Origin of the sequence: Ochrobactrum sp. SSR (assembly GCF_030067775.1) — a bacterium.
Taxonomy (GTDB): Bacteria; Pseudomonadota; Alphaproteobacteria; order Rhizobiales; family Rhizobiaceae; genus Brucella; species Brucella teleogrylli.
On sequence record NZ_CP125969.1, the window covers coordinates 1504401 to 1520782 of the forward strand.

The window sequence follows — 16382 nt, forward strand, 5'->3', positions numbered from 1 at the left end:
TTTCCGTTCGGAATGAGAGACGACACGATGAACCAGAAACATAGTTTCTCCCGAAGCAAAACCAACAATGGCCAGATGCGTTCTGTGCCCATCTGTGTAACCATTGCCGGTTCCGACAGCGGTGGCGGCGCTGGCATTCAGGCCGACCTCAAGACATTTTCCGCACTTGGCGTTTATGGCGCAAGCGTCATTGCGGCTGTGACCGTGCAGAACACCTGCACGGTAAGCGCGGTGCACGATATCCCGCCCGCTATCGTCGCAGGGCAGATCGACGCTGTTTTCAGCGATCTCGATGTTGCGGCAGTGAAGATCGGCATGGTTTCCGTGCCTGAAACCATCGACGCTATCGCGCGCGGCCTTGCGCATTTTTCCGGTCCCGTCGTTGTCGATCCGGTGATGGTGGCAAAGTCGGGCGACCGGCTTTTGAGCGAAAACGCCATTGCGCTTTTGCGCCAGAAACTGGTGCCGCTGGCCACGCTTTTGACGCCCAACCGGCCAGAAGCGGCTTGCCTGCTCGGCTGCGGTCTGGCGCTCGACGATGCGGACGCCGAGGAACAAGGACGCGCCTTGCTCGAATTCGGCGCGAAAGCCGTTTTGATGAAAGGCGGCCATGCGGAAGGCGAAACATGCGTCGATCTGCTGGTGCGCCCCGATCAGCCGACGCTGCGGGTTGAAGCACCGCGTATCTTGACCGGTAACACCCATGGCACAGGCTGCACGCTCTCCTCGGCCATAGCCGCAGAGCTTGCCAAAAACCTGCCGCTGGAGAAAGCCGTTCTGAACGCACATACCTATCTGCAAGGGGCAATCCGCGCCGCCGACACATTGAAGATCGGACACGGCCACGGGCCGGTGCATCATTTCCATGACCTCTGGACAATCCGGGTGGAGGAGATTGCGTGATGCGCGTCACCATCATCGGAGCGGGTGTCGCCGGTCTTGCCACCGCCGCAGAGTTCACCGATCAGGGCCATGCCGTCACAGTGATTGCCCGCAGCCCGCAGATCGGTTCCGATTGCTGTTCGTGGTTGGCAGGCGGCATGCTGGCGCCATGGTGCGAGGGCGAAAGCGCCGAAGAGCCTGTGGTGCGGCTTGGTCAGGAATCCATCGGCTGGTGGGAAAAACATGTTTCCGGCGTCAAACGCGAAGGCACACTGGTTCTGTCGCACAACCGCGATGCCAGCGAGTTGCGCCGTTTCGCCCGCCGGACGGAAGCCTTCGACACAATCGATCATGAACGCATCAATGCACTGGAACCTGATCTGGCCGAGCGTTTCCGGCAGGGCCTGTTCTTCGCGCGCGAAGGGCATCTCGATCCGCGCAAGACACTCGTTGAGCTGGCCGGAAACCTGCAACGAAAGGGTGTCGTCTTTCACCTCAATACGGACGCAGATGAAGCGAAGATCGACGCGGATATCGTGGTGGATGCACGCGGCCTCAGCGCCCGTGACGCCCTTCCCGATCTGCGCGGTGTGAAGGGGGAAATGCTGGTTGTCCGCTCGCGTGACATCAACCTTTCGCGGCCTGTGCGCCTGCTGCATCCGCGCATTCCGCTCTACATCGTGCCGCGCGGCGACGGTGTGCACATGATCGGCGCGACGATGATCGAAAGCGATCAGCGCAGTGGCATCAGCGTGCGCTCGACATTGGAGCTTTTGAGCGCTGCTTACGCCCTCCATCCGGCCTTCGGCGAAGCGGAGATTCTCGAAACCGGCGTCGATGCGCGCCCCGCCTTTCCCGACAATCTGCCCCGCGTAAGGCGACGCGGCAAAACCATCTATGTCAACGGGCTTTACCGCCACGGCTTCCTGCTCTCGCCGGCGATAGCGCGGATGGCGGTTGCGAGCGCGACCACGCCCGAAACCAAGCCCGAATTTGTGGAGGACTATGCATGACGATCGTGCTGAACGGTGAAGTCATCACCACGGCAGCAGCCAATCTGGCGGCGCTGCTCGCCGAAATCGAACTGGACGAAGCGGTGGTCGCAACCGCGCTGAATGGTGAATTCGTGGCCAGCGATGAGCGCGCAACCGCGACCCTGTCGCCTGGCGACCGCATCGAAGTTCTGGCCCCGATGCAGGGAGGCTGAGATGCTCGAATTCTACGGAAAAACGTTTGAAAGCCGCCTGCTGCTTGGCACGGCGCAATATCCATCGCCCGCTATTCTTGCCGATGGGGTGCGCGCCTCGCGGGCCGGGATCGTCACCGTGTCGCTGCGTCGTGAAAGCGGTGAGGCACGGGCCGGACAGGACTTCTGGGCGCTGATCCGCGAACTGGGCGTGGCCGTTCTGCCCAATACGGCAGGCTGCCACACGCCGCGTGAAGCGGTGACCACGGCCAAGATGGCGCGCGAAATCTTCGGCACCAACTGGATCAAGCTGGAGGTGATCGGCGACCACGACACATTGCAGCCCGACCCGTTCGGCTTGGTGGAAGCCGCGCGCATTCTCTGCGACGATGGCTTTGAGGTCTTTCCCTATATGAATGACGATCTCGTCGTCGCGGAAAAGCTGATCGAGGCTGGCTGCAAGGTGCTGATGCCCTGGGGCGCGCCCATCGGCTCGGGCCGTGGCCTCAACAACCCCTATGCGCTGAAGACCATGCGGGCGCATTTCCCCGATATTCCGCTGGTGGTCGATGCTGGCATCGGCGTGCCGTCCCACGCGGCGGCGGCGATGGAGCTGGGCTATGACGCCGTGCTCATCAACACCGCTGTAGCCAAGGCTGGCGATCCCGTCGCCATGGCGCGCGGTTTCGCGCTAGCGGTTGAAGCCGGGCGGCTCGCTTTCGAGGCAGACGCCATCGAAGCGCGAGACATGGCCGCGCCATCCACCCCTCTTCTCGGAAAGGCATTTTTGTAATGGCCCTCGATCCGTTCTATCCGATCTTCGACAGCGCCAAATGGCTTGAGCGCATGGTGCCGCTCGGCGTCAAGCTGGTGCAACTGCGCGTCAAGGACAAGACCGAGGCGGAGCTGCGCAGTGAAATCCGCGCCGCACGAGAAATCTGCCTTGCCCATGACTGTCAGCTGATCGTCAACGACTACTGGAAGCTGGCGCTGGAGGAAGGCTGCGACTTCATCCATCTCGGACAGGAAGATCTTGACGATGCCGATCTCGACGCCATTCGCGCCGGTGGTTTGAAACTGGGTGTTTCGAGCCATGATGAGGCCGAACTCGACCGCGCTTTGTCGGTAAAGCCTGACTATATCGCGCTTGGCCCCATCTACCCGACCATTTTGAAAAAGATGAAATGGCGCGAACAGGGCCTGCCCCGTCTTGGCCAATGGAAGGCGCGCATTGGCGACATTCCGCTGGTGGGCATCGGCGGCATGAGCGTCGAGCGCGCGCCGGGCGTTTTCGATGCGGGCGCCGATATCGTGTCCGTCGTCACCGACATCACCCTGAATGCCGACCCCGAAAGCCGCCTGCGCCAGTGGATCGAAACCACGCGCGCTTATGCTGACCATGCTCTGGAGCAGACATTATGAAAAAGACCGTCTTCGCCGCCCTGTTCGGCCTCGCTTTCACGGCTGCCACTTCGGCTCATGCTGACGACAAGCTGAAGCTCATTCTCGACTGGTATGTGAACCCCGATCACGGCCCGATCATCGTTGCCGACAAGCTCGGCTATTTCAAGGATGCCGGGCTGGACGTGGAAATCGTCGCGCCTGCCGACGCGTCGACGCCCACCAAAATGGTGGCGGCAGGACAGGCCGATCTTGCCATTTCCTATCAGCAGCAGGTGCATCTTCAGGTGCATGAAGGCCTTCCGCTGATCCGCGTCGGGACACTGATCGACTCGCCGCTCAACTGCCTGATGACCCGCGATGACGGATCGGTGAATGCCATTGCCAATCTCAAGGGCAAGAAGATCGGCTATTCGGTCGCCGGAACCGAAGAAACCTTGCTTGGCACCATTCTCGGCCAGCATGGCGTCAAACTCTCCGACGTTGAACTCATCAATGTGAATTTCTCGCTGGCGCCTTCACTGATGTCGAAGCAGGTCGATGCGGTGATGGGGGCCTATCGCAATGTCGAGCTGAACCAGATGGCTGTCGAAGGCGTGCCCGGCAAATGCTTTTTCGTCGAGGAAGAAGGCGTGCCGGTTTATGACGAGCTGGTCTATGTCGCTGCTTCCGACAAACTGGATGCAGCGGAAAAGGGTAAGATTTCGCGCTTCCTCGCAGCCACCGAAAAGGCAGCGCAATATATCGTCAATCACCCGGAAAAGGGCTTTGAGCTGTTTTCATCCTACAGCACCGAACTCAACGACGAGCTGAACCAGCGCGCCTGGAAAGACACCGTAGCGCGCTTTTCCCGCGCGCCTGCAAGCCTCGATTATGGTCGCTGGCAGCGTTACGAGGCCTATCTCAAGGAGAACAATCTGATTCCTTCCATCCTGCCGGTCGAGAAATTCGCCATCGACGTCAACGCCGAAGGGAGCAAGTCATGAGCCAGCCACAGCCGCATTATTCATCCGAACTGTTCACGCGGCTTCGCGCCGCGACCCTTGCCGACTGGAAGCCCTATATCGAGCATGAATTCGTGCGGGGAATGGGCGACGGCACGCTGCCGAAAGCCGCCTTCCTGCATTATCTGCGTCAGGATTATGTCTATCTGCACCACTATGCCCGCGCTTTTGCGCTCGGCGTGGTCAAGGCCAACACATTGCAGGAAACCCGGCTCTGCGCCGATATCATGCACGGCCTTGCCCATATGGAACTGCCGCTGCATGTCAGCATCTGCGCCCGCGAGGGGATCAGCGAAGACGAGCTTTACGCGACCAAGGAAGAGCCGGAAAACCTTGCTTATACGCGCTATGTGCTCGACTGCGGGCAGGCCGGCGACTTCCTCGATCTTCTCACCGCGCTTGTGCCCTGCGCGCATGGCTATGGTGAAATCGGCCTCAACCTCGCCGTGACCGCCCTGCCCGGCACACCCTATCAGGAGTGGATCGACACCTATGCGGGGCCTGAATATCAGGACATGTGCCACACGGTCGGCAAGCTGTTCGATCAGGCCGCCAAAGACCGCATCGGCGACGACTTCGAGAAAAGCCCGCGTTGGCCAAGGCTCTGCCAGATTTTTGCAACCGCAAGCAGGCTCGAAGCCGATTTCTGGTCGATGGGGTTGAAAGCAGTTTCAGGAAAAGTGGGAACCGGTTTTCCGTCCGAAACTGCGTCAGCAAAATGATGAAGGCGGCTTAGTTGGACGCCACGATTTCGACTCGTTCCCGCACAAGGCGCATCGCCGACGGCTTGCTGTCGGCGGCGGTGGCGCTGGCCATCTGGCAAGCGGTGGTGAGCATCGGCCAGATGCCGCGCTTCATCCTGCCCGGCCCGCTCGAAGTGGTGCAGGCGCTGATCGGCAATGCCGGGCTGATTGCTGAGAACGCCGCCGCCACCATCGGCGAAGTGCTGGGCGGCCTTGTCCTCGGCAGTGCGGTCGGCATCGCCACCGCGATCTGCCTGATGATGTCGCCGCTGGCGCAGCGGCTTGTCATGCCCGCCATGGTATTCAGTCAGGCGATCCCGATCTTCGCACTCGCCCCGATTTTAACCTTGTGGCTCGGCTACGGTCCCGCATCGAAGATTGCGGTCACGGTGCTGATGATCTTCTTCCCCATCGTTTCGACCTTCTTCGACGGCATGCGGCGCACCGAAACGAGCCTGATCGACGCGGCGGAAATTCTGGGGGCCGGACGCATGGCGATCCTGTTTCGCATCCGCATCCCGTCCGCCTTTCCATCGCTGGCGTCGGGCCTCAGTCTTGCCGCCGTCTATGCGCCCATCGGCGCGGTGGTGGGCGAATGGGTCGGCGCATCGAAAGGTCTCGGCTATCTGATGCTGCTCGCCAATGGTCGCGCCAAGGGGGATCTGATGTTCGCCTGCCTGTTTGTACTGGCGGCTTTCACCATGCTGCTGCATGGCACGGTATCGCATTTCGCCCGCAAGTTGGCCGCATGGCCTAAAAAAGCCGCATAAAAAACCGGCGGGGAAACCGCCGGTTTTCGCATTCTCTCAGACCGCTAAAGCTTTTGTTTTTACGCATGTCTTTATCCCGAAACCGGTTCCCACTTTCGGGAGACATGCTTTATCAGGCCAGCGTATAGGCCGTCTTGACCGTCGTGTAGAACTCGGCGGCATAGCGGCCCTGCTCCCGCGGACCGTAGCTCGAACCCTTGCGCCCGCCGAATGGCACGTGGAAATCGACGCCGGCGGTGGGCAGATTGACCATCACCATGCCCGCTTCCGAATTGCGCTTGAAATGGGTCGCATATTTCAGGCTCGTCGTGCAGATGCCCGACGACAGACCGAAGTTCGTATCGTTGGCGGTGGCAAGCGCTTCTTCATAATCCTTGACGCGGATAACCGAAGCGACCGGGCCAAAGATTTCCTCGCGGCTGATGCGCATCTGGTTGGTAGCCTCGGTGAAGAGTGCTGGCTGGAGATAGAAGCCCGGCGTTTCGCGGTTGAGGCGTTCGCCGCCAAAGGCAAGCTTCGCGCCTTCCTTGCGGCCGATCTCGATATAATCCATGTCCTGCTGAAGCTGGCTTTCATCCACGACCGGGCCGATATGCGTGCTCTGCTTCAGGGCATTATCGACCACGACGCCCTTCAGCCTTTCGATGGCGGCGGCAATGAACTTGTCGTGGATGCCTTCCGTCACGATGATGCGCGAGGATGCCGTGCAGCGCTGGCCGGTCGAGAAGAAGGCTGAATTGACGACGGATTCCACCGCGACATTGAGATCGGCATCATCCAGAACAACGACCGGGTTCTTGCCGCCCATTTCCAGCTGGAAACGGCGGTTATGCTCGATGGAGGCGGCAGCAACGCGCTTGCCCGTGCCGGTCGAGCCGGTGAAGGTCACGGCCTGAACATCGGCGCTGTCCAGAATGGTCTGACCGACAACCGAGCCCTTGCCCATGACGAGGTTGAGAACGCCCTTCGGCAGTCCGGCGCGGTGCAGGATATCGACAATCGCCCAAGAGCAGCCCGGCACGAGGTCGGCTGGCTTGAAGACGATGGTGTTGCCATAGCAGAGCGCGGGCGCAATCTTCCAGGTCGGAATGGCGATCGGAAAATTCCATGGCGTGATGATGCCGACGACGCCGACCGGTTCACGGGTGACTTCAACGCCGATGCCCGGACGCGCCGAAGGCAGCGTTTCACCGGCAAGGCGCAAGGCTTCGCCTGCGAAGAAATCGAAAATCTGGCTGGCGCGGATGGTCTCACCAATGCCTTCGGCCAGCGTCTTACCCTCTTCGCGCGACAGGAGACGGCCAAGCTCGTCCTTGCGCGCCAGAATTTCGTCGGCAGCCTTACGCAAAATTGCGTGGCGCTCCAGAATGCCGGAACGCGACCAGGCCGGGAAAGCGGCCTTTGCAGCGGCAATCGCAGCCTTGGTGTCATCGGCGGTGGCGCGGGCATAGGTGCCCACTACATCGTTGGTGTCGGACGGATTGATATTGGCAATGCCGTCGCCGCCAACCCACTCGCCAGCGATCAGATTCTGATGAATTGTCATGTAACTCTCCCGTGAATTCCCGATATCGGCCGTGCGGCACTGATATATCTGACCTTCATTCGCGCAGCGAACAGGCGAATGCAAGGGCGCAAGCGCTTGTAACAGAAAAATTGAAAAGTATTACTTTTAAAATTCAGAAATTCGAAAACTTGCAAAATTGCCACACCCCGCCCCTTGCAGACCAGAAATTGCATTTTGGGCCTTGGCAAATGGGTTTGCTCATTTATTGTGCAACCATCTGAAACACTGGCAGGAGGTATGAGATGCGTGTCCATTACCCGTTCCCAATGGTGCCCAGTGTTTTCGCGGGCGCTTCTAACCGCTAGGTCCGCGGCCCACCCGGCAGGCTGACCTGTCCGCTCCTTCGGAGCATCTTTCCAAACCATCGCTGTTCGCGGCTCCTCCGGGTGCCGATCGTTTTGTTTTTCTCAATCAAGGGCCAGTTTCTGCGCGCGAGCACAGGCTGGTAATATGGATATGACTCGGTTTCGTCTCGATTTCCGGGGGCCTGCGTTCCGCAATGTCCTCGGCTACACTTTCAGCCATTGGCGAAGTCAGCCCTTGCGGCTGGCGCTGATGATAATCGGCATGCTGCTTGCAACAGCCGCAGATGTCTTGACCCCGCTCTATTCCGGACGGCTGGTGGATGCGCTTTCGCTAAGCGGCGACAGCGCCTGGAACAGTGCAATCGAAGCACTGGTGATCTTGCTTGCACTCGGCGCGCTGGCGCTGATCACCCGCCAGCTGACCTTCTATGTCATCACCGACTTTACCTTGAAGATCATGAGCGACATGGCGGCAAGTTCGTTCCACAAGTTGCAGCGGTTCTCGACCGACTGGCACGCCAATGCCTTTGCCGGATCGACGGTGCGCAAGGTTTCGCGTGCCATGTGGGCGCTCGATCTGCTCAATGACACGCTGATCATCGCCTTGCTACCATCCTTGCTGATGCTGCTTGGCTCCGTTGCGTTGCTGTCGTGGTATTGGCCGTTGATGGGCTTGCTGGTTGCAATCGGCTCTGTGCTATTCATCGTCTGCACGATTGTGATTTCGCTCGGCTTCGTTGCGCCTGCCGCAACATTGGCCAATAGCTGGGACACGCGCATGGGCGGCTCGCTGGCCGATGCCATCTCCTGCAACGCTGTCGTGAAGGCATTCGGCGCGGAAAGCCGCGAAGATCTTCGTCTCTCGAAGGTCGTTACCAAGTGGCGCAGTCGCACGCGCCGCACGTGGCTGATCGGCACACTGAACGGCTTCATCCAGGGCGCGAACCTTTTGGTTATGCGCGGCGTTGTTATTGCCTTTGCGCTCTATCTGTGGAGCCAGGGCAAGGCCACTGCAGGCGATATCACCTTCGTTCTGACGGCATTCTTCATGCTACAGGGCTATCTGCGCGATGTCGGCATGCATATCCGCAATCTGCAACGGTCGGTCAACGACATGGAGGAACTGGTCGAGATCGAAGCACAGCCCTATGGCATTGCCGACAGGTCTGGCGCGCCCGCCATCAGGATCGGCGCGGGCGAGATCACCTTCGATCACGTCACCTTCCATTATGGCAACCATGAAGCCGCGCTTTACCGCGACTTCTCGGTCAAGATCGATGCGGGCGAGCGGGTTGGCCTTGTCGGCCATTCCGGCTCCGGCAAGACCACTTTCGTCAAGCTGATACAGCGGCTTTACGACGTTAATGACGGCGCCATCCGCATTGACGGGCAGAACATTGCCGACGTGACGCAGGCGTCGCTGCGCTCGCAGATCGCCATCGTGCAGCAGGAGCCGATCCTGTTTCACCGCACGCTGGCGGAAAACATCGCCTATGCCCGCCCCGGCGCGACGCAAAGTCAGATCGAGGAAGCGGCACGCCTTGCCAGCGCGCATGACTTCATCATGCGGCTGCCGAAGGGCTATGCGACACTGGTGGGTGAGCGCGGCGTAAAATTGTCGGGCGGCGAACGCCAGCGCGTGGCCATCGCCCGGGCGTTTCTCGCCAATGCGCCGGTTCTGATCCTCGACGAGGCAACGTCCAGCCTCGATTCGGAATCGGAAGTGCTAATCCAGCAGGCGATGGAACGCCTGATGGTCGGGCGCACCACGCTTGTCATCGCGCACCGGCTTTCGACGGTGCGCGCACTCGACCGGCTGCTGGTCTTCGACAAGGGTCGCATCATCGAGGAAGGCGACCACGACGCGTTGATCCGGAAGCCGGGCGGCATCTATCGCCGCCTGTTCGAACGGCAGGCGCTGGAACTGACCAAGGGGCTTGAGGACGTCATTTAAACGACGATTATCGTCAGCACTTGAAGAATAGGGCCGGAAGCAATTCCGGCCCTATTTTTATTGGGCTTTTTCCATTCATTGTGCGTTCAGATCACGTCCGGTATCACCCGCCGCTCAACCGTGGCTTGACATTTCCATGACAGAAATGTGACACGAAATTTCTCACAGGAAGAAATGGTAGCGAGTAAGGCATGTCTGGAGTAGTGGAAAACGCGGGCGAACGTCGCTGGAGCGATGCTGCCATTTTCGGCGCTTCGCATGTTTCCTGGCCTGTGCGTGTTGCCTGGGTTGCTCTTGCTTCCATTGTTCTGTCCGTTCTTCTGGTTTTCTCCGTTGAATGGATTTTTCGCGGTTCTTTTGCCGAAACGATTGCGTTTTTCCGCACGCCGCACAAGCCTGCATGGACGACGGTTGCCTTCTTCGTTGTGGTGCTGACCGCCAGCGACGCGATTTTCGGGCGCATCCATTACGGGCTTTTCGTGGTGGGGCCGCTGGCGCTGATCGCCGCCGCCACTGCGCGGGAGAAAAGCCTTTATCTCGGCGACCCGCTTTATCCGAGCGATTTTCTCTATGCCCGCCAGATCGTCGATCTGCTGCCGCTTCTGGTGCGTGAACGCCCGTGGAGCGCTGTCGGCATCGCCCTTCTCCTGCTTGCCAGCGCAGCACTTTTGATTGCCGCGAGCCTTTTCTGGTGGCGTCGTTTCGACCGCATTCCGTGGAAAGGCCGCGTGCTTCGTCTGGCCTTCGCGCTGCCGCTGCTGGCGTGGTTCGCCTTCATTTCCGATTATTCCAGCTTTTCGCTGGCGCGTGACCGCCTGCGCGTTCTGCCCATCATGTGGGATCAGAAGGAAAATTACGCGCATAATGGTTTCACCATGGCCTTCATCCTGAATGTGCCGATGGCAACCGTGTTTGCGCCGGAAGGCTATTCGCCGGAAGCAATTGCCTCGATCGAGCCGCCCGCGCAGCTCATTCCCGCAGCACTTGAAACCGGCAAACCCGACGTCATCATGATCATGAGCGAGTCCTTCTGGGACCCGACCCGCCTGCCGGGCGTGGCGTTCAGTGCTGATCCGATCCCGACCGTGCGCGCTGAACAATCCGGCCATGTGTTCTCGCCGGAATTTGGCGGCATGACCGCCAATGTCGAGTTCGAAGCGCTGACCGGTTTTTCCAAGGCATTCCTGCCTTCCGGCAGCATTCCCTATCAGCAATATGTCCGGCGTCCGCTGCCTTCGCTCGCGAGCTTCTTCAAGGAACAGGGCTATGCAACCCGGGCTATCCACCCCTATCGCCAGTGGTTCTGGAACCGCGGTCCCGTCTATGAAAATATGGGCTTTGACAAGTTCATGTCCGAAGAAAACATGCCACCGCTGGAAAAGCGCGGCATGCTCGCCTCGGACGACGCGCTGACCAGCGAGATCATTCGCGAGGCGGATGCGCAGGAAGATCCGTTCTTCTTCTTTGCTGTTTCGCTGCAAGGCCACGGTCCCTATGAGGCCAACCGCTATCCGGATTCGAAGCTCGACGTGCAGGCCGATGCCAGCGACGCTGTGCGCCAGTCGATCCGCACCTATTCACAAGGCGCGATGGATGCCGACGCCAGCCTCGCACGTCTGATGGACTGGGCGTCAAAGCGCGAACGCGAGACCATTCTTGTATTCTTCGGCGATCACCTGCCGCCACTCGGGCCCGTCTATACGGAAACCGGCTTCATGCAGGAACGTGTTGCAAGCCGCATCGCGCCTGCTCGCGACATGCTTCTCCAGCATGAAACGCCGCTGGTGCTGTGGTCGAACAAGCGCGGCGCGGAACGCGGTACGGGCACGATCAGCCCGGCATTCCTGCCGATGCAGATACTCGAAATGGTCGGGATGCAGCATCCCTATTACACCGGTTTCCTGCGCCAGCTGCATGACCAGTATCGCGTCGTCGATGCGCATGCCGTGTTCGATAGCGGTGAAAATGCCGATGAAGGCTGGCAACAGCGCCCGCCTTTTGCGCCCCTGCTGCGCGATTACCAGATGCTGCAATATGACATGATCTTCGGCAGCAGTTACGCGCGAGACCGGTTTTTCCCCGTGCCATCCCAAAGCTGAGAGCTATACGGGGGCCTTGCCGGCTGACTGACGAATGATCAGCTTGTAATCGATCTTCCGGGCAGGCGAAATCTGGCCATTTTCGATATGGTTCAACAGCATATCCGCCGCCCCGCGCGCCATTTCGAAAATCGGCTGGCGCACGGTGGTGATCTGCGGCGATACCATGCTGGCAATCGAACTGTCGTCGAAACCGACCACGGTAATATCGCCCGGAACAGACAGTTTGTGGTCATGCGCCATCTGCACCACGGCTGCCGCCATATCATCATTGGACGCGAAGATCGCCGTTGGACGATTTTCGAGTGACAGAAGCTTCTTTCCGGCGACCAAACCGCTGGCGAAACTGAACCCGCCCTGCGCCTCATAATCCGGATTGCGCTCGATCCCCGCCGCGTCCAGCGCCTTCCGGTATCCGGCAAGCCGCAATTCGGCGGAGCGGTGGGTCGGGTCGCCGATGATGATGGCGATCTTCCGATGACCGAGTTTCAGAAGATAGTTCACCAAATCGACGGCTGCGGCCTCGTCATCGATTGAAATACTGTCGGTTGGATGTACGTTGACATCGCCCGCCACGCGCGCAAAGGGCATGGCCGAAGCGGAAAGTTCCTGCAAAATTTCCGGATCGTCCGACATGGGCGGCGTCACGATGATGCCGTCGAGGCCCGATGCATGGGCGGTTTCTATCAGTGCACCGCGAATATCGGCGCGGTTCTCGACCGGAAAAATCAGCAGGCGATAGCGCGTGCCGCGCAGGCGTTCCAGCGCGCCCATCTGCAATTCGGCGACATAGCTGGAACTGGGATTTTCGAAGAAAAGGCCGATCAGATGCGAGCGGCGCTCCACCAGATTGCGTGCCGCCGCATTGGGCCGATAGCGCAGCTCCTGCCCCACTTCGCGCACCTTTTCGCGGATCGCCTCGCGCACATTCGGTTCGTCGTTATAAACGCGTGAAACGGTCTTGATCGACACGCCCGCCAGACGCGCCACATCGTGTATCGTCGCTCTTTTACCCGTTGCGGCCATGTAGAATCGACTTCCTCCCCGAAGAGCCTATGTAAATAGCTTGTTCGCCGGATAACGAAAAGGCCAAAGCTTTCAGGGAACGGAACATATGCGGGATCGCGTGAGAAAACGCACCTCCCGCCCGTTATCGAGCGAGAACATGCCCCCGCGCCCCGGTACGACATCGATGATGAGTTCGGTGTGCTTCCAGACTTCATATTGCGGGCCGCTGATATAGACCGGCGCGCCACCAATCTCGCCCAGCTTCACATCCGTATCGCCAATGACGAATTCGCCCTGCGGATAGCACATTGGCGAAGAACCATCGCAGCAGCCGCCCGACTGATGGAACATGATCGGCCCATATTCAGCCTGCAATTCACGAATAAGCTTGAGAGCGTCGGGGGTGGCGCTGACTTGCCCCTTGCCGTTGTCCTGCTCGCCCCTTTGCGGGTTTTCTTGCAACATTTTCTCCTCCCTCGCATGCAAGCGGGCGAAACAGGTCCGCCCGCTCGGAACTTACAGAGCCTATCCTGCACGCTTTATTGCGTCAGATCCATCACGACACGGCCTTCAATATTGCCCTTGCGCATGTCATCGAAGATGGAGTTGATATCTTCCAGTTTCTCGGTGCGGATGGTTGCCTTGACCTTGCCGTCGGCGGCGAAGTCGAGCGATTCCTGAAGATCAAGGCGAGTGCCGACGATGGACCCGCGCACGGTGACGCCGTTCAGCACCATGTTGAAAATCGACAGCGGAAAATCGCCCGGCGGCAGGCCGTTCAGCGATACCGTGCCACCGCGCGCCACCATGCCGAGCGCCTGTTCAAAGGCGATCGGCGAAACTGCCGTCACCAGTACGCCTTGCGCGCCGCCATCGGTTTCCTTCTTGATATAAGCTGCCGGGTCCTTGTTCGTCTTGGCATTGACCGTCACCGTCGCACCAAGCTTGCGGGCAAGGTCGAGTTTCTTGTCGTCGATATCGACGGCCGCAACATTCATCCCCATGGCCTTGGCATATTGCACCGCCATATGGCCAAGACCGCCGACACCGGAAATCACCACCCAGTCGCCCGGTTTGGTGTCGGTCACCTTGAGGCCCTTATAGACGGTGACACCAGCACAAAGCACCGGGGCGATCTCGTTGAAATCGATATTTTTTGGCAAATGGCCGACGAAATTCGGATCGGCCACCACATATTGCCCAAAGCCGCCATTGACCGAATAGCCGGTATTGAGCTGTTCCTCGCAGAGTGTTTCCCAGCCGCCGAGACAGTGGCGGCAATGACCGCAGGCCGTGTAAAGCCATGGAACGCCAACGCGGTCGCCTTCCTTCACGTGCTTGACGCCAGCCCCCACGCCCGACACGAAACCAACGCCTTCATGACCCGGGATAAATGGTGGATTGGGCTTCACCGGCCAGTCGCCTTCGGCGGCATGAAGATCGGTATGGCAGACGCCGGAAGCCTGAATGGCAACCTGAATCTGACCCGGTCCCGGCTCAGGTATCGGCACTTCGTCGATTGTCAACGGCTTGCCAAATTCTCGTACCACTGCCGCTTTCATTGTCTTGGCCATAAAGTCTCTCCTTCGTTATCGAATTGAGTTTCTTTCAAGCTGTTCCCCGAGACGGGACGGAAGAAATGTAGTCGGAAATATGGTGCACCCTGTTGCCGCGTCCAGCCAGCCGCGTGACACTTATGGGCCGAAAGGGTCGCCCGGGCATTTTCGCCCAGGCCCCTTCGACAGTCCCCTTGGGAGGGTGAACTGATACCGTTCTTCCAACGCAATACTGACATGGAAGACGGGAATGCTCTTTGATTAGACGCAATGCGGAGACATCTTCTCCGCATTGCAACGCGCGATATTCAGACCTCAGAAGAAACCTAGCTTTTTCGGGCTGTAGCTGACGAGCATGTTCTTGGTGTTCTGATAATGCTCCAGCATCTTCAGGTGGTTTTCGCGACCGATGCCCGACTGCTTGTAGCCGCCAAAGGCCGCATGGGCCGGATAGGCGTGGTAGCAGTTGGTCCACACGCGGCCCGCCTGAATGGCGCGACCGAAGCGATAAGCGCGTGTACCGTCACGGGTCCAGATACCGGCACCCAGACCATAGAGCGTGTCATTGGCAATCGAGAGCGCTTCCGCATCGTCCTTGAAGGTTGCAACAGACACGACCGGTCCAAAAATTTCTTCCTGGAAGATGCGCATCTTGTTGTTGCCCTTGAACACGGTCGGCTTGACGTAATAGCCGCCCGCCAGATCGCCCGGCAGGACATTGCGTTCACCGCCGGTCAGCACTTCAGCACCTTCCTGACGACCGATATCGAGATAGCTGAGGATCTTCTCAAGCTGCTCGCTCGATGCCTGCGCGCCGATCATCGTTGCCGGGTCGAGCGGATCGCCCTGCACGATGGCTTCCACACGCTTCAGCGCCTTTTCCATGAACTTGTCGTAGATCGATTCATGAACCAGCGCACGGCTCGGACAGGTGCAGACTTCACCCTGATTGAGCGCGAACATGACAAAACCTTCGATGGCCTTGTCGAGGAAGTCGTCATCTTCGGCTGCGACGTCCTTGAAGAAGATGTTGGGCGACTTGCCACCAAGTTCCAGCGTGACCGGGATGAGGTTCTGGCTGGCATATTGCATGATGAGGCGGCCAGTTGTGGTTTCGCCGGTGAAAGCGATCTTGGCGATGCGCGGGCTGGATGCCAGCGGCTTGCCTGCTTCGAGACCGAAACCATTGACCACATTGACCACGCCTGCTGGCAGCAGATCGCCGATCAGTTCCATCAGGACGAGGATAGAGGCCGGGGTCTGTTCTGCGGGCTTAAGCACCACGCAATTGCCAGCGGCCAGCGCCGGGGCCAGTTTCCACACCGCCATCAGGATCGGGAAGTTCCACGGAATGATCTGGCCGACAACGCCCAGCGGTTCATGGAAGTGGTAGGCGACCGTGTCGTGGTCGATTTCCGAAATGCCGCCTTCCTGCGCGCGAATGACACCGGCGAAATAGCGGAAGTGATCGACGGCCAGCGGAAGATCGGCAGCGGTGGTTTCGCGGATCGGCTTGCCGTTGTCCCATGTTTCGGCGGCAGCGAGCGCAGGCAGGTTTTCCTCGATGCGATCAGCAATGCGGTTGAGGATCAGCGCGCGTTCGGCAACGCTTGTGCGACCCCATGCTTCCTTGGCGGCATGAGCGGCATCGAGCGCGGCTTCAACATCCGCCGCGTCGGAACGCGCGACTTCGCACAGAACCTGGCCATTGACCGGTGAGGTATTTTCGAAATAGCGACCCGACTTGGGTTCGACCCATTTGCCGCCGATGAAATTGCCATAACGTTTGGCAAAAGCCGGCTTCACCGTCCGGCTGAATTCAACCTTATTCATGACTTCCTCCCGAGTTAACGCCGCTCCTACAGCGCTTCAACAGGGAGGATCGCGCGATAGCGGGGAAGAGTCAT

Annotated in this window: 15 protein-coding genes; 10 read left to right on the forward strand and 5 right to left on the reverse strand. The window is 59.4% G+C overall.

The window, feature by feature from the left end; translation table 11 throughout:
- Positions 1 to 27 precede the first annotated feature (27 nt).
- Genes thiD through QLQ11_RS07210 form a run of 8 tightly spaced genes read left to right on the forward strand, consistent with a single transcriptional unit; the run spans position 28 to position 5986 of the window.
- Positions 28 to 903: a bifunctional hydroxymethylpyrimidine kinase/phosphomethylpyrimidine kinase gene (gene thiD / locus QLQ11_RS07175; RefSeq protein ID WP_109368228.1), complete on the forward strand. Its 876-nt coding sequence runs from the start codon at positions 28 to 30 to the stop codon at positions 901 to 903.
- Positions 903 to 1895, forward strand: a complete 993-nt coding sequence (gene thiO / locus QLQ11_RS07180; RefSeq protein ID WP_109368227.1) for a glycine oxidase ThiO — start codon at positions 903 to 905, stop codon at positions 1893 to 1895. The genes thiD and thiO overlap by 1 nt, the downstream gene beginning before the upstream one ends.
- A complete protein-coding gene (gene thiS, locus QLQ11_RS07185; protein ID WP_109368226.1) occupies positions 1892 to 2089 on the forward strand; it encodes a sulfur carrier protein ThiS in 198 nt (65 codons plus the stop codon). The genes thiO and thiS overlap by 4 nt, the downstream gene beginning before the upstream one ends.
- A 1-nt stretch (position 2090) precedes the next feature.
- The gene (locus tag QLQ11_RS07190) at positions 2091 to 2861 is read left to right on the forward strand and encodes a thiazole synthase (RefSeq protein WP_109368225.1); all 771 of its coding nucleotides are present in this window, start codon (positions 2091 to 2093) and stop codon (positions 2859 to 2861) included.
- Positions 2861 to 3490 (forward strand): thiamine phosphate synthase, encoded by a 630-nt coding sequence (locus tag QLQ11_RS07195; RefSeq protein WP_109368224.1) that lies wholly within the window; start codon positions 2861 to 2863, stop codon positions 3488 to 3490. Before QLQ11_RS07190 ends, QLQ11_RS07195 begins: the two co-directional genes overlap by 1 nt.
- On the forward strand, positions 3487 to 4455 hold the full coding sequence (locus QLQ11_RS07200; RefSeq protein WP_109368223.1) for an ABC transporter substrate-binding protein: 969 nt from the start codon (positions 3487 to 3489) through the stop codon (positions 4453 to 4455). Before QLQ11_RS07195 ends, QLQ11_RS07200 begins: the two co-directional genes overlap by 4 nt.
- Complete coding sequence (gene tenA / locus QLQ11_RS07205; protein WP_109368222.1) at positions 4452 to 5195, forward strand: thiaminase II; 744 nt, start codon at positions 4452 to 4454, stop codon at positions 5193 to 5195. The genes QLQ11_RS07200 and tenA overlap by 4 nt, the downstream gene beginning before the upstream one ends.
- Before the next feature lie 14 nt (positions 5196 to 5209).
- A complete protein-coding gene (locus QLQ11_RS07210; protein WP_109368221.1) occupies positions 5210 to 5986 on the forward strand; it encodes an ABC transporter permease in 777 nt (258 codons plus the stop codon).
- A gap of 112 nt (positions 5987 to 6098) precedes the next feature.
- Here the strand turns inward: QLQ11_RS07210 and QLQ11_RS07215 are convergent, their stop codons facing one another.
- Entirely contained in the window at positions 6099 to 7532 is a 1434-nt protein-coding gene (locus tag QLQ11_RS07215) for an aldehyde dehydrogenase family protein (protein WP_109368220.1), read from the reverse strand.
- 477 nt (positions 7533 to 8009) lie between these two features.
- Between QLQ11_RS07215 and QLQ11_RS07220 the strand changes: the two genes are divergently transcribed.
- Both QLQ11_RS07220 and QLQ11_RS07225 read left to right on the forward strand, forming a co-directional pair.
- Positions 8010 to 9812 carry an ABC transporter ATP-binding protein gene (locus QLQ11_RS07220; RefSeq protein WP_109370150.1) on the forward strand — a complete coding sequence of 601 codons (1803 nt, stop codon included), beginning with the start codon at positions 8010 to 8012 and terminating at the stop codon, positions 9810 to 9812.
- 191 nt (positions 9813 to 10003) lie between these two features.
- On the forward strand, positions 10004 to 11911 hold the full coding sequence (locus QLQ11_RS07225; protein ID WP_124915166.1) for an LTA synthase family protein: 1908 nt from the start codon (positions 10004 to 10006) through the stop codon (positions 11909 to 11911).
- Positions 11912 to 11914: 3 nt separating this feature from the next.
- On the opposite strand, the gene QLQ11_RS07230 is transcribed toward QLQ11_RS07225, so the two are convergent.
- From QLQ11_RS07230 to adh, 4 genes are all read right to left on the reverse strand, one after another.
- A complete protein-coding gene (locus QLQ11_RS07230; RefSeq protein ID WP_109368217.1) occupies positions 11915 to 12937 on the reverse strand; it encodes a LacI family DNA-binding transcriptional regulator in 1023 nt (340 codons plus the stop codon).
- 72 nt (positions 12938 to 13009) lie between these two features.
- Positions 13010 to 13384: a DUF779 domain-containing protein gene (locus tag QLQ11_RS07235; protein ID WP_109368216.1), complete on the reverse strand. Its 375-nt coding sequence runs from the start codon at positions 13382 to 13384 to the stop codon at positions 13010 to 13012.
- A 74-nt stretch (positions 13385 to 13458) separates the two neighbouring features.
- On the reverse strand, positions 13459 to 14493 hold the full coding sequence (gene adhP, locus QLQ11_RS07240; protein ID WP_109368215.1) for an alcohol dehydrogenase AdhP: 1035 nt from the start codon (positions 14491 to 14493) through the stop codon (positions 13459 to 13461).
- Positions 14494 to 14790: 297 nt separating this feature from the next.
- Entirely contained in the window at positions 14791 to 16308 is a 1518-nt protein-coding gene (gene adh, locus QLQ11_RS07245) for an aldehyde dehydrogenase (protein WP_109368214.1), read from the reverse strand.
- Between the last annotated feature and the right edge of the window lie 74 nt (positions 16309 to 16382).